This window comes from Lactococcus allomyrinae (assembly GCF_003627095.1).
Taxonomy (GTDB): domain Bacteria; phylum Bacillota; class Bacilli; order Lactobacillales; family Streptococcaceae; genus Lactococcus; species Lactococcus allomyrinae.
The window spans coordinates 782,512-796,281 of sequence record NZ_CP032627.1 but is presented as its reverse complement, the minus strand read 5'-3'; the positions used below and the strand labels follow the sequence as shown (position 1 = coordinate 796,281).

Below are 13,770 nucleotides of genomic sequence, written 5' to 3'. Positions count from 1 at the left end.
GTGATATTATTAGTCTGAACTACAATTAGTTTATAGGAAGGATTGAATGAAAAAAATAAAGTTAAAAACTGCTAAATCTGGTTCTCAATTAGTCCTTGAAACTCTAAAAGACCTTGGAGTAGATATAATATTTGGATATCCTGGTGGTGCAATGCTTCCCTTATATGACGCAATTCATGGCTTTGAGGGCATCCAACATATTCTAGCTCGCCATGAGCAAGGCGCCGTTCATGAGGCAGAGGGATATGCCAAATCTTCTGGAAAGGTTGGTGTTGTAGTCGTAACGAGTGGTCCTGGTGCAACAAACACTGTGACTGGGATTGCGGATGCCTATTTGGATTCGGTGCCATTACTTGTTTTTACAGGTCAAGTGGGACGTGCTTCAATTGGTAAAGACGCCTTTCAAGAGGCTGATACCGTTGGTATCACTGCACCAATTACTAAGTACAGTTACCAAATTCGAGATACAGCCGATATCCCAAGAATTGTAACAGAGGCGTATTATTTAGCGCATACAGGTCGTCCGGGGCCTGTTGAGATTGATTTACCGAAAGATGTCTCAACAATCGAAGTCACTGAAATTAATGACCCTAAAATTAATTTACCCAATTATCATGCAACAGAGCATGCTGACAAAAATCAGCTATCAAAACTGCTGACACAACTTTCTGTCAGTAAAAAACCACTTGTCATTGCTGGTGGTGGGATAAATTATGCTGAGGCAACGGAAGAATTACGAGCTTTTATTGATAAATATCACATCCCTGTTGTGTCAACTTTACTTGGACTTGGAACGGTGCCGGTTGAGAATCCTTTGCAGTTAGGAATGGGTGGAATGCATGGTTCTTATGCCTCCAATATGGCGTTGGTCGAAGCAGATTATATCATTAATTTCGGTTCGCGTTTTGATGACCGTTTGGTATCAAATCCTACTCGTTTTGCTGAAAATGCTGTTGTTGCACATATTGATATTGATCCAGCAGAGCTTGGAAAGATCGTCAAAACTCAGATTCCCATTGTCAGTGATTTGAAGGAGGCGCTACAAATTCTTGTCAGTGCTGACAGAGTGACCACAGATTTTGATGAATGGACAGCACATGTTCTTGAAAATAAACATCGTGCGCCATTTAGTTATGGTAAAGTTAACGATTTCATACGTCCACAACAAGCGATTGAATGGATTGGTCAGTACACTGACGGTGATGCAATCATTGTAACAGATGTTGGTCAGCATCAAATGTGGGCTGCGCAGTATTATCCCTATAAAAATCCACGTCAACTGATTACATCAGGTGGGATGGGAACGATGGGATTTGGTGTTCCCGCTGCTATTGGTGCAAAATTGGCACATCCCGACAAAAATGTCATTCTTTTTGTCGGCGACGGTGGTTTTCAGATGACGAATCAAGAACTTGCCTTACTCAATGGCTACCATATCCCAATCAAAGTTGTCTTGGTGAATAATCATTCGCTAGGAATGGTACGTCAATGGCAAGAGTCATTTTATGATGAACGACGAAGCCAGTCTGTTTTTGATGCAGAACCTAACTTTCAATTACTTGCTGAAGCCTATGGAATCAAGCATTTAAAATTGGAGGATCCTAAAACTTTGTCTGAAGAACTCAAGATTCTATCTGAAGATGTGCCGATGTTGATTGAAATTAATATTTCACAAGCGGAGCAAGTTCTACCAATGGTGCCTGCTGGAGCCCATAACGATGAAATTTTAGGAGTGTATTTCACTGATGGAACTGATGCAATCACTGGAGCTTCAGAGGAGGTAAATCATGCGTAGAATGATTATTGCCAGACTTCATAATGTGACGGGAATTTTGAATCGATTTACTGCGGTTTTAAATCGCAGGCAGGTCAACATTATCAGTATTTCTGCTGGGGTTACAGAAAATCAAGAACTCACACATACAACTTTTGTTGTTGAAGTAGACTCACTTGGAGAAATAGAGCAAATTATCAAACAACTCAATCGGTTAATTGACGTGATTGAGGTTGCTGATATTACTGATCTACCGCACGTAGCACGTGAAGTAGTCCTCATAAAAGTTTCAGCTCCTCCTGAAAGACGAGCTGAAATCTTCACCATGATAGACCCTTTTCGGGTTAATGTTGTTGATGTGAATCGTGAAAATGTCACGATTCAACTCACAGGTGATTCGGATAAAATTGAAGCTTTAATAGATCTCTTGATTCCTTACGGTATTATAAGGATGGCGAGAACAGGTTCAGCAGGCTTTGAAAGAGGGTAGAACATTTTGACAGTTCTGTCAAAGTTAAAAATTTCTATCAGTTCAATGCAACCAATAGGAGTATTGAATCGACCAGATAAATGAAATATCAGTCCAGCTGATATTTCTGTCAGTATGCTGACAGAAAAATAAAATAAAGTCACAAAAGCAATTCTGCTTTCAAATTTCAAAAGTTGTTAGACGAAAGATAGAGTTGACCTTACATGACGAAGTATGAAAAGAAAAAGAGGAAACAAAAATGGCAGTTACAATGTATTATGAAGAAGATGTAGAAGTTGCAGCACTTGCAGGCAAAAAAATTGCAATTGTTGGCTATGGTTCACAAGGACATGCTCATGCACAAAATCTACGTGACAGTGGTCACGATGTAATTATCGGGGTCCGTCATGGTAAATCCTTTGATAAAGCAAAAGAAGATGGTTTTGATACTTATGAAGTAGGAGAAGCCGTCAAAAAAGCTGATGTTACCATGGTTCTTGCGCCTGATGAGCTTCAACAATCTATTTATGAAAACGATATTAAACCCAATTTAAAAGCTGGCTCAGCTCTTGGATTTGCACATGGTTTTAATATTCATTTTGGTTACATTAAAGTACCAGAAAATGTAGATGTGTTCATGGTTGCGCCTAAAGCGCCTGGACATCTCGTTCGCCGGACTTATACCGAAGGATTTGGTACACCTGCTTTGTTCGTTTCTCATCAAGATGCAACAGGTCATGCTCGTGACATTGCAATGGATTGGGCAAAAGGAATTGGTTGTGCGCGTGTCGGAATTATTGAAACAACATTCAAAGAAGAAACTGAAGAAGACCTTTTCGGTGAACAAGCTGTCCTTTGTGGTGGTTTGACAGCACTTGTTGAAGCTGGCTTTGAAACATTGACAGAAGCTGGCTACGCTGGTGAATTAGCTTATTTTGAAGTTTTACATGAAATGAAATTGATTGTCGACCTCATGTATGAAGGTGGATTTACAAAAATGCGTCAATCAATCTCTAACACCGCTGAGTTTGGTGATTATGTAACAGGACCACGTATCATCACTGACGAAGTTAAAAAGAATATGAAACTTGTTTTGGCTGATATTCAGTCTGGAAAATTCGCGCAAGACTTCGTAGATGACTTTAAAGCTGGTCGTCCAAAATTGACTGCCTATCGTGAAGCAGCGAAAAATCTTGAAATTGAAAAAATCGGTGCTGAGCTCCGTAAAGCAATGCCATTTACCCAATCGGGAGATGATGATGCGTTCAAGATTTATCAATAGTTTTTTCCAATTTAGAGTTAAACTATGCTAGAACGGCTAATAAAACCCGCTTGCTCATTTTATTAGCCGTTCTACAATTGGCAAATTCTGGTACGCTTTTTTCGCCAGAACAGGTGCGAAGTTAAATCATTTTATCTTTTTACAAGCTTTAATATAGTATAGTAAAGATAAAAGACAAGAAATAATCAGCGGTGCATTATGCGCCGCTTTTGTGGAGGAATAACAAAGATGTTAAGTGCTAAAGAAGTTGAATCTGCATATGAGGTGTTAAAACCAATTGTTACCAAAACTCCGCTACAATTGGATCCATATTTATCCGATAAATATCAAGCAAATATCTATCTAAAAGAAGAAAATTTACAAAAAGTACGCTCTTTTAAATTACGAGGTGCTTATTATTCAATCAGTAAATTAAGTGACGAGCAACGTTCACGAGGTGTAGTATGCGCTAGTGCAGGAAATCATGCGCAAGGAGTTGCCTTTGCTGCAAATCAACTCAACATTGATGCAACTATTTTTATGCCTGTGACAACACCCAATCAAAAAATTTCTCAGGTCAAGTTTTTTGGAGGAAATCATGTCGATATTTGCTTGATTGGTGATACTTTTGATGAATCTGCTAAAGCTGCAAAACTTTTTTCTCAAAATCAAGAAAAACCTTTCATTGACCCTTTCAATGATGAAAATGTTATTGCAGGTCAAGGAACGGTGGCATTAGAAATTTTTTCTCAAGCGCAAGAGCTTGATGTTAAGTTTGATAAAATTTTGGTGCAGATTGGCGGCGGAGGATTAATTGCAGGGATTACGACATATGCTAATGAGGTTCATCCAGAAGTAGAGATAATTGGTGTAGAAGCAAAAGGAGCAACGAGCATGAAAGCTGCTTTTAACTCTGGAAGACCAATAACTTTGGAACACATTGATAAATTTGCTGATGGAATTGCAGTTGCTACCGTTGGTGAAAAAACCTATGATGCTATCAAAGACAAAGTGAAACAACTTCTCGCTGTTGATGAAGGCTTGATTTCACAAACGATTTTAGAACTTTATTCTAAATTAGGTATTGTCGCAGAACCTGCTGGAGCAACATCTGTCGCTGCTTTAGAATTGATTAAAGATGAGATAAAAGGGAAAAACGTCGTTTGCATTATCAGTGGCGGAAACAATGATATTAGCCGTATGCAAGAAATTGAAGAAAGAGCATTGGTTTATGAGGGTTTAAAGCATTATTTTGTGATTAATTTTCCTCAAAGACCTGGTGCTTTGCGTACTTTTGTAAGTGATATTTTAGGACCAAACGATGATATCACGCGTTTTGAATACATCAAACGAGCAGATAAGGGAAAAGGTCCTTGCCTTGTTGGTATTTTACTCGCTTGCCCAGACGATTATGATTCACTCATCGAGAGAATCGAACAATTTGATAGTCGTTACGTTAATTTACACGGAAATGAAAGCTTGTATGAATTATTAGTCTGAGAGAAGTTGACTTTCACAAATCTGCTATTTATCAACGCAAGTGCTGCTATCTTCGCTTCGCTACGATGCTATGTGCTTCGCGCACCGTTCTACGAACGGTCTAGCTGTCCCATTTGTTTAACTGCTAAAGCAGCAAGAGCAAAAGGCAAAGCAACCTAGTCACCTAGTCGGACAAAATTCAAAGATGTTAAGCAGATTGTTGCAGCTTTAACTGCGTACAGGTCGCTTAGTTGTTACACCTAGGTTTATACCTTAAATTCAGCTCCGCTGAATAAGTCTTGACTTCATTTGTTTTATGAAAAATTTCCAATTCTTTCAAATCACTAAAAATTTGGTATAATTTAAGTGATAATAGTTCGCTTTAATCGTGCTTAATTTTTACTCGCTCATCTCTAAATCTGCATCAACAGGTTTAGTAGTTGAACTTTCGAGATACTGCCTTTAGCTTCTAAATAAAAGGACAGCCCTCCTTGTAATCAAGCGCAAGAATTGAAATTTAATTAAAAAAATGAGGAATTAAAATAATGACAGAAATCACACAACTTTTTCAATATAACACACTTGGCGCTTTAATGGCTGGTCTTTATGAAGGCACAATGACCATTGGTGAATTACTCAAGCATGGTAATTTGGGAGTTGGAACATTGGATTCAATTGATGGTGAGCTGATTGTTCTCGATGGGAAAGCTTATCAGGCTAAAGGAGATAAGACCATCGTGGAGTTGGGAGATGATGTGACTGTTCCTTATGCAGCTGTTGTCCCTCATCAAGCGGAAGTTATTTTTAAACAACGCTTCACTGCTACGGACAAAGAACTAGAAGAAAGAATCGAAAGTTATTTTGATGGACAAAATTTATTTCGTTCAATTAAAATTAAAGGAGAATTTTCTAAAATGCACGTGCGGATGATTCCTCGTGCTAAAGAAGGAACAAAATTTGTTGAAGTTTCACAACATCAACCTGAATACTTTGAAGAAAATGTTAGAGGAACGATTGTCGGCATTTGGACACCTGAAATGTTCCACGGTGTTAGTGTAGCAGGATATCATTTACATTTTATTAGTGATGATTTTGCATTTGGAGGTCATGTTTTGGACTTTGTGATAGAAAATGGTACAGTTGAAATTGGTGCGATTGACCAGTTGAACCAATCATTTCCCGTACAAGACCGCAAGTTCTTATTTGCCAATCTTGACATTGAATCACTCAAAAAAGATATTGATGTTGCTGAAGGATAAACTCAGCCCCTATAAAATAAAGAAGAAGATATTATGGATACTATTTCTACACCTCATGCACCTGCTGCGATTGGACCCTATGTTCAAGGAAAGATTGTCAATGGCTTGCTCTTTGCCTCTGGACAAATTGCATTAAACCCTGCCACTGGAGAAATCGTTGGAGACACCATCGAGCTCCAAACCGAACAAGTGATGAAAAATATTAGTGCGCTTTTAGAAGTTGCCGGGTCAGATTTTGACCATGTGGTAAAAACGACTTGTTTTTTAAAAAATATTAATGATTTTGCTAAGTTCAATGCTGTCTATGCTCAGGCCTTTGGAAGTGTGTTTCCAGCGCGTTCAGCCGTTGGTGTGGCTGGTTTGCCAAAAAAAGCACTTGTCGAAATTGAAATAATTGCTGAAATTCGATAAAAATAGAACTTACAAACGCTCTGTCAGTACTGACAGAAACTTGTCAGCATCTATTTTCAAACGAAAGGAACGATTAGTATGTCAAATGAGCGGATTAACGCCTTCTCTGATGGTGTGTTTGCAATTCTAATTACAATCATGGTTTTGGAACTTAAAACTCCCTCTGGTCCCTCTTTGTCAGCGCTGATGGATTTAAAATTTGTCTTTTTTACTTATTTTGTCAGCTTCATAACTATCGCAATTTATTGGAACAACCACCATCATATTTTCTATTTATTAGAACGTGTTTCTGGACGGATATTGTGGTGGAATATGGCTTTGTTATTTTTTACAAGTTTTCTTCCTTTTTCGACGGCTTGGCTTTCTCAATATCCTGCTGAACAAATGCCTGAAATACTTTATGGACTAAACTGTTTATTAGTGGATATTGCTTTTAATATCTTAGCGATTGGAGTTTATAAGCAGCAAGGTTTATTCAATCGTATGCGAGATGCACGTTGGTTCTGGAAAGCTGTTTGGTCAATTGGAATACTTATGATTAGTTTAGCCATCTGTCTTATCTTTTCAATTCCTTTTATCGTAATAGCAGGAGTTATAGCTAGTTTATTACCTTGGGCAATCCCTGATCGTCAAATTGAAGAAGGAGTCAATCAATAAAAAATCTGTCAGTACTGACAGATTTTTTATTATCATTTCTCAAAGGCTATCTAAAGCATTTTTCTGCTCCTCATCAATAATATGCGTGTAAAGGTCGGTGACCTGAGTAGAAGCATGACCTAATTGATGACTAACAAGAACTTGAGAGTTTGTTTGAGCATATAAGCGTGTAGCAAGAGTATGTCTGAGTTTATGTGGTGTGACTCGAATTTTAAAGGACTGAGAATATTTAGCAACTAATTTTTCAACACTTGAAGCATCAATTCTGCTTGGTATTCCTCGATACAACGTAACAAATAATGCAAGGTCCTTTTTCATTGTTTTGTATCGTTTTTCTCTAATTTCTAAATATCTCTCCAAATAACTTTTGGCAAAAGGTGCAACATTTACTGCATCCCGTTTTCCCCCTTTGCGCGTAACCTCAATCACCATATTGTTAAGATGTAAATCTCTTAAATCAACGTTAACTGCCTCAGAAAGTCGAATACCAGAAGCTAAAATCAATGCAATAATTCCTAAATCACGTTCTTTATTCTTCTGAAAACTCGATAACGCTCGATTAGAGAGTGTTTTTTCATATTCCATATCAATATAATCAAGAAAGCCTTGTGTTTCATCTCCTAAGAAAAGCTTTCCTTTAATGTTTTCTGCACGAGCTGATAAGGTTTCAGGTTTTTTCTTCGTTTGTACTTTTTTCATCACATTACGATAGAAGTAGGGTTCACCATGCTCATTTTCGACTTCCTCAGTCAGATATTTATAGAGGCTCGATAAGGCTGATAAAGTTCGGTTAATTGTCGTTTGGCTGACACCATATTGTGTTGAATGAGTATTCAAACGTGGCCGTTCTCTAAGGTATAAAATAAAAGATTCCATATCTCGTTTGGTAATATTTTCTAGAACAGATAAAGGAATATCACTAATTTTATCATTGTCAATAATGTTGGAGTCAACTAACCAAGTAAAAAAACGTTCATATTCTTTAAGATATTCGTAGAGAGTATTAAGACTGTAAGGAACTGCGAGCTTAGATTGATAATATTCTAGAACATAGTCAGGCATAACCTTTTTTAATTTTTCAATATTTTGTACTAATTGTTCACGCTTCATAACCTTAAGTATATCAGAAGCGATGAATATTTGTCAAGAAAATCTTAGTTTTTCGGAAAGATGTTATAAAACGAGCCGAAATGTCACAAATGATATATACCAAACTCTTATTGACACACTAAGCATTTTTCCATTAATTATTGTTTGATATGACAATTATGCCTGCTTCCTTCATATAATTATGATAAATATCTTTTTAGTTTCTAAATTTTAAATTTATTTGTTATTTTTCTAATGATTACTCAGCAAAATTTCTAGTTTATTTTAAAAATAAAAACCAAGTTATTAGCTTGGTTTTTTTACCTCTATTTACTTCTATAACGTTTTATAAATATATTTTATACCGCCTCAATCAAGGGTTCTATATACATTTACTTTTTAGTTTTATAATTTCGTGCGATATTCTCATCGTCCTTCATTTGTTCGATGAGATGGTCAATATCGTCAAATTTAACCATATCTCGAATTTTGTCTAACCAAAGCACGGTCAAATTTTCTCCATAAATTTCCCCATTAAAATCAAAAATATGAACTTCAACCGTTTTTTCTGTACCATTGAAAGTGTCGTTATATCCAATCGAGGCAAAGCCGCGATGACGCCCACCATCAAAAATGACATCGCAGGTATAGACACCTACAGCTGGAATATGAACATAATCTTTAATCACCAAATTGGCAGTAGGATAGCCAAGTTGACGCCCGCGAGCAAAGCCATGAACGACAAGTCCTGAAGTTTCGTATGGGTAGCCTAAAAGCGAATTGGCCTGAGCGATATCTCCATTTTCTACTGCTTTTCGGATTCTGGTAGAAGATATCTTCCCTTGGTTATCCGTAATCTCGGGAATAATAATCACTCGATAATCCTCTGTATTTTTCAGATTTTTCATGTCTGAACCAGTTGTATAATCAAATCCAGTGATTACAACTTTTGGTCGGAACTTCATCACAACATTTTCTGAAAATTCACTGGCTGTTTGATGTGCAAATTTTGAAGTAAAATCTTGGAAGATTAAGTAATCCACACCATTCTCAGCAAAAAGTTCTGCTCTTTTCTTGTCAGAAGTCAATTTTAAAAGCATTTCTGGTTCGAATTTTTCGAAAGTTAGTGTGGGTTTCTCGGGAAAAGTCAGCACTGCAATCTTTAAATTAAGTATTGTAGCCACTTTTCTTGCTTCATTAAAAAGGGCTTGATGTCCTCGATGTAGGCCATCAAAATATCCTAAAACTAAGACCAAGTCTTCGTCAAATTTCAGATTTTCGTCAAATTCTAATATTTTCATCATTCTCACTTTTTATAGCTATCTAATATCTTTTAGTTTTACATAAAAAATTCCCTGAATACTCAAGGTTCGACTAATGCCATTCGCTCTACATCGCTTGAAGTAATAAGACGATATGAGGTCTCAGGCATGCACTTCGTTGAACGGTCTATGTTCGTCACACCACAGGTATCCCTCCGCTCTAGGCTGTTAAAGTGGCAAGGCGATGCACTTCGCTTTTACTTAACAAGCTTTACTTGCTAAGCAAAAGGCAGTAGTTCTGTGTAGTTCAACTAATATAAATTCACTTGTATAAGACTTTATTTGGCTTCCAAATTCCTTCTTTATCGGGGTGTTTCATATATACCGCCACTAACTTATCATTGTAAAATGCCGCAAATTTTGGTTCTGTCAGTGCTGACAGAATTGAAAATTGACTTTCATCAAATTTTTTTCCAACAATTGCCATTTCAAATTGCTCATCAGTGAGCTTAATCTTTGGCAAATCTGTCACCGCATATTCAACAGGGAGGAGAAACGCTGACAGATTATCATTTGCTTTTGCCTGCTCTAGTTTAGTTAGAGTAACTGCATTTTCAATTTTTAATCCATTTGCTGCTGTCCGCTGCAGTTGTGACATATGGCCTGCGTAACCTAATTTTTCGGATAAATCTACAGCTAAAGTTCGTACATAAGTTCCTTTACTACAAGCCACTCGAAATTTAAACTTTACTATCGCTTGTTTTTCATCAAAAATGGGAGCGGACGTTCTTACAAATTCATAAATCGTAATCTCGCGTGCAGGACGCTCAATTGTCTGACCGCTACGTGCATATTCGTACAGCTTTTTTCCATTGATTTTTACAGCTGAGTACATCGGTGGGATTTGCTGGATATTTCCAACAAATGTCGCCATCGCACGATCAATTTTATCTTCTGTCAGCATTGACAGAACAGGTGTTCTACTAACAATTTTTCCGTCAGCATCTTCGGTTTCGGTTGACCATCCAATCGTGATTTCACCTTCATAAACTTTTCCTGCAGCCTCCATGTATTCCAATAATCGCGTTGCATGTCCGACAGCTACTGGCAAAACTCCCGTTACTGATGGGTCGAGTGTTCCTCCATGCCCGATTTTTTTTATCCTTAAAATTCCACGAAGTTTTGCTACAACATCAAAAGATGTCCAACCTGCCTCTTTATAAATATTTAAAATACCGTTTAAATTTTCATTCATCTTGCAAATTATAGCATTTTTTGTGTGAAAAATCACTTTTTGGCTTATAAATCTTCTGTCAGCACTGACAGAAATTTCTGAAAAGAAAAAGTCTGGGGCAATCTCAGACTTTCAAAATAAATCATATCACAGATCGAACAGCGACACATATTACTGACCAGTTGGAACAGTTGTATTTTTTACGGACTGAATTTGTGCCGTACCTGTAGCAAGTGAAGCTTTCGCTCCATATTTGGCAAACAATTGCGCTCCAGTCAATGTTTCTTTGGTTTTCCAATTGACCACAGGCCAAGGATTTTGCATCATTCTCAGTCCTGTTTGTGTTGGGTCAGCGATTTGTAGATAATAGGTTCCATCAGCATTGACCTGAACACGAGCTGTGTTTTGAATGACATTAACAGGGTCATTATAACCAGAAACGCCGTTTGAACCAACATTGACGATATAAATTCGGTAAGCTTCACCCGTAAAAATATCATATTTTCCTTGAGCATTATTAACCCATTGCGCATAAACCGCATCGTGCTGTGCATCAGAAAGTGTGCTCCAACTTGCAGGTGTCGTTGACTGACTGCTTGATGTAGACGTGCTACCTTCTGATGACGAATGAGTAGTTTGTGAACTTGCAGATTCGGAAGTTTCCTTTGTACTTGATTTTTTCTCACTTTTGTTTGTGCTCTTACTGCTTTGAGCAAAGGAATTTTCCTTTTTAGGTCCTACATTTTGAGGGTAAAAAATCTGATAAGCAATAATACCAAGTGCAATGACAAGTAATGCCCCAGGATTATTAGCCCTATTGTCTTTTTACTTTCCTTTTTCTTTATATGTTTTGCCATAAAGTTCCTCCTTATTTATCTTTCCCTTACTTCCATGCTAACTTATTACTTCACAGCTTCAGGTAACATCACTCATCTTCGATTGTTGCTACACTGCTGCGACGCGGTGTTTCACAGTACCTTGGTGAGCAATGAAACTCACGAAGCAGCCTAAAAATTAATTATTTAACAATTACTCTCATTTCAACCTTTATTGCCAATATTATTATTATTTATATGTCATCTATAAGTGTATTATACTTAATTTTAACCATTATTTCAAAAAAACAAGTTTTGTCAGTACACTTTTTCTTCTTATAGAAAACAACGAAAAAATCTGTCAGTATACTGACAGATCTAGTTTTCATAGTAGTCTTAAAATTAATGTTCTGAAGCATTTAACATCGCTTCAATTTTTGAGTAAGGTTGAGCATGAAGCATCCAACGAACACCATATTTGTCAGTAAAATCTCCCATCTTTCCACCCCAAAACTGTTCTTCATAAGCAAGATTAACTTTTACAGTACCAGAGTCTATAACTTTTTTCCAGAACGCATCAGCTTTCTCCATTTCAGCTTCATCTTCCGAATTTAAGTCAATGAGAATGGAAACAGCGTCATATACTAAAGGTTCCATCTGCATGAAGTTGTCAGCAGCCATTACTGTTGAACCTAGAATATCAAATTGTGAATGCATTGTTAAGTCAGCTGCTTTATCAGCTGGTACACCAAACTGCTCTGCTTGAGCAGGAGCCACAGGCATACGAGAAACATTAGTTGCACCAAGAACTTCTTTATAGTATTCAAGTGTTTCCTTAGTGTTATTAAAGGTGAGATACGGATGGATAATTGCCATGGTAACCTCTTTCTTTTCTTACGAAAATATTTATTTTAATCAAAAAATTTAGTCATTCTGACACTTTTTATTCTAACATAAGAAAGCGTTTCAGTCCAATAATTCTTTTTGTCTAAAGCAATAATCCGCGTGATCATTAATCACCCCAATCGCCTGAAGATAAGCATAAACCACAGTTGAGCCAACAAATTTAAACCCTCGCTTTTTCATATCCTTACTGATGCGGTCTGATAAGCTGTCAGTAGCCGGTACTTCACTTTCGTCAGTAATTTGGTGCTGACAGACTTTTCCGTCAGTAAAAGACCAGATATAAGTTTCAAAAGAGCCAAATTCTCGCTGAATCTCAAGTACCCTCTGCGCATTATTAATCGCTGCCCGCACTTTAAGTTTATTCCGAATAATCCCTGCATTCTGCATGAGTTCATCAAATTTTGCTTCATCATATTGCGCCACTTTTTCAATCTGAAAATCATCAAAGGCCGCATAAAAATTTTCCTGTTTATTCAAAATTGTATTCCAAGAAAGCCCTGCCTGATTCATATCTAAGACTAATTTGGCAAATAATTCTCGCTCATCATGCAGTGGCGTTCCCCAAAACGTATCATGATAATGAATCATTTTATCAGAGGATAAGCACCATTTACATCTTGATTTTTCCATCATTTTCTACCTCTTTACATCATTTTTATTATGTAATTTATTTTTTCATGTAAAATCAATAGAATTTCTTTATCCAATCTTCATCATTGATTTCATACCAAAATTCAGCAAAAGATTGTTTCAGCATCATCTCTGCCATTTCAATAAAACCAGAGGATAAATCCAACTCAGGCAAGCGCTGAATCGCTTCCCAATAAACCACTCCCTCATCTGTTTCTCTGATAAGTTCGCCAGAAAATTCAGTTGTCGCAAAGAGAAAAACCATATAGCGTTTGTTTTTCTCAACTTCAAACCAATCTTTTACACCACAAAACTTCAAATGACAAATATCAAGACCAGTTTCTTCCTTAATCTCCCGAATCGTTGAAGCAACTAATGCCTCTCCTTTTTCAACGTGTCCACCTGGAAAAGCAATGCCCTTCCAAGATTTCACCCGCTTTTGCACCACAATTTTCTGATTTTTTTCATCAATAATTGCACACATATTGGTCAATTCAACCTGCTCAAGCTCGTGTTTACCCATC

General features: G+C 37.1%; 14 protein-coding genes. 7 read left to right on the top strand and 7 right to left on the bottom strand.

Annotated features, from left to right (window positions below):
- The first annotated feature begins 46 nt into the window (after positions 1 to 46).
- The 7 genes from D7I46_RS03815 (at position 47) to D7I46_RS03785 (ending at position 7,310) form a co-directional block, all read left to right on the top strand.
- Positions 47 to 1,795, top strand: coding sequence for an acetolactate synthase large subunit (locus D7I46_RS03815; protein WP_120771676.1), 1,749 nt, complete (start codon positions 47 to 49; stop codon positions 1,793 to 1,795).
- Positions 1,788 to 2,264: an acetolactate synthase small subunit gene (gene ilvN, locus D7I46_RS03810; RefSeq protein ID WP_120771675.1), complete on the top strand. Its 477-nt coding sequence runs from the start codon at positions 1,788 to 1,790 to the stop codon at positions 2,262 to 2,264. The genes D7I46_RS03815 and ilvN overlap by 8 nt, the downstream gene beginning before the upstream one ends.
- Before the next feature lie 238 nt (positions 2,265 to 2,502).
- Complete coding sequence (ilvC, locus tag D7I46_RS03805) at positions 2,503 to 3,525, top strand: ketol-acid reductoisomerase (RefSeq protein WP_120771674.1); 1,023 nt, start codon at positions 2,503 to 2,505, stop codon at positions 3,523 to 3,525.
- A 228-nt stretch (positions 3,526 to 3,753) separates the two neighbouring features.
- Positions 3,754 to 5,004 carry a threonine ammonia-lyase IlvA gene (gene ilvA, locus D7I46_RS03800; RefSeq protein WP_120771673.1) on the top strand — a complete coding sequence of 417 codons (1,251 nt, stop codon included), beginning with the start codon at positions 3,754 to 3,756 and terminating at the stop codon, positions 5,002 to 5,004.
- Between the two features lie 524 nt (positions 5,005 to 5,528).
- Complete coding sequence (gene budA / locus D7I46_RS03795) at positions 5,529 to 6,242, top strand: acetolactate decarboxylase (protein WP_120771672.1); 714 nt, start codon at positions 5,529 to 5,531, stop codon at positions 6,240 to 6,242.
- Between the two features lie 33 nt (positions 6,243 to 6,275).
- Positions 6,276 to 6,653 carry a RidA family protein gene (locus D7I46_RS03790; protein WP_120771671.1) on the top strand — a complete coding sequence of 126 codons (378 nt, stop codon included), beginning with the start codon at positions 6,276 to 6,278 and terminating at the stop codon, positions 6,651 to 6,653.
- A 78-nt stretch (positions 6,654 to 6,731) separates the two neighbouring features.
- Entirely contained in the window at positions 6,732 to 7,310 is a 579-nt protein-coding gene (locus D7I46_RS03785) for a TMEM175 family protein (protein ID WP_120771670.1), read from the top strand.
- Positions 7,311 to 7,349: 39 nt separating this feature from the next.
- Here the strand turns inward: D7I46_RS03785 and xerS are convergent, their stop codons facing one another.
- From xerS to D7I46_RS03750, 7 genes are all read right to left on the bottom strand, one after another.
- Complete coding sequence (gene xerS, locus D7I46_RS03780) at positions 7,350 to 8,420, bottom strand: tyrosine recombinase XerS (RefSeq protein WP_120771669.1); 1,071 nt, start codon at positions 8,418 to 8,420, stop codon at positions 7,350 to 7,352.
- Between the two features lie 371 nt (positions 8,421 to 8,791).
- Complete coding sequence (locus D7I46_RS03775; protein ID WP_120771668.1) at positions 8,792 to 9,700, bottom strand: bifunctional riboflavin kinase/FAD synthetase; 909 nt, start codon at positions 9,698 to 9,700, stop codon at positions 8,792 to 8,794.
- A 283-nt stretch (positions 9,701 to 9,983) separates the two neighbouring features.
- Positions 9,984 to 10,916, bottom strand: a complete 933-nt coding sequence (truB, locus tag D7I46_RS03770; RefSeq protein WP_120771667.1) for a tRNA pseudouridine(55) synthase TruB — start codon at positions 10,914 to 10,916, stop codon at positions 9,984 to 9,986.
- A 150-nt stretch (positions 10,917 to 11,066) separates the two neighbouring features.
- Entirely contained in the window at positions 11,067 to 11,222 is a 156-nt protein-coding gene (locus D7I46_RS13470; protein WP_240424490.1) for a hypothetical protein, read from the bottom strand.
- 890 nt (positions 11,223 to 12,112) lie between these two features.
- Positions 12,113 to 12,586, bottom strand: a complete 474-nt coding sequence (locus tag D7I46_RS03760) for a VOC family protein (protein ID WP_120771666.1) — start codon at positions 12,584 to 12,586, stop codon at positions 12,113 to 12,115.
- A gap of 90 nt (positions 12,587 to 12,676) precedes the next feature.
- Positions 12,677 to 13,246 carry a DNA-3-methyladenine glycosylase I gene (locus D7I46_RS03755; protein WP_162930927.1) on the bottom strand — a complete coding sequence of 190 codons (570 nt, stop codon included), beginning with the start codon at positions 13,244 to 13,246 and terminating at the stop codon, positions 12,677 to 12,679.
- Between the two features lie 55 nt (positions 13,247 to 13,301).
- On the bottom strand, positions 13,302 to 13,769 hold the full coding sequence (locus tag D7I46_RS03750) for an 8-oxo-dGTP diphosphatase (protein WP_120773282.1): 468 nt from the start codon (positions 13,767 to 13,769) through the stop codon (positions 13,302 to 13,304).
- Position 13,770 lies beyond the last annotated feature (1 nt).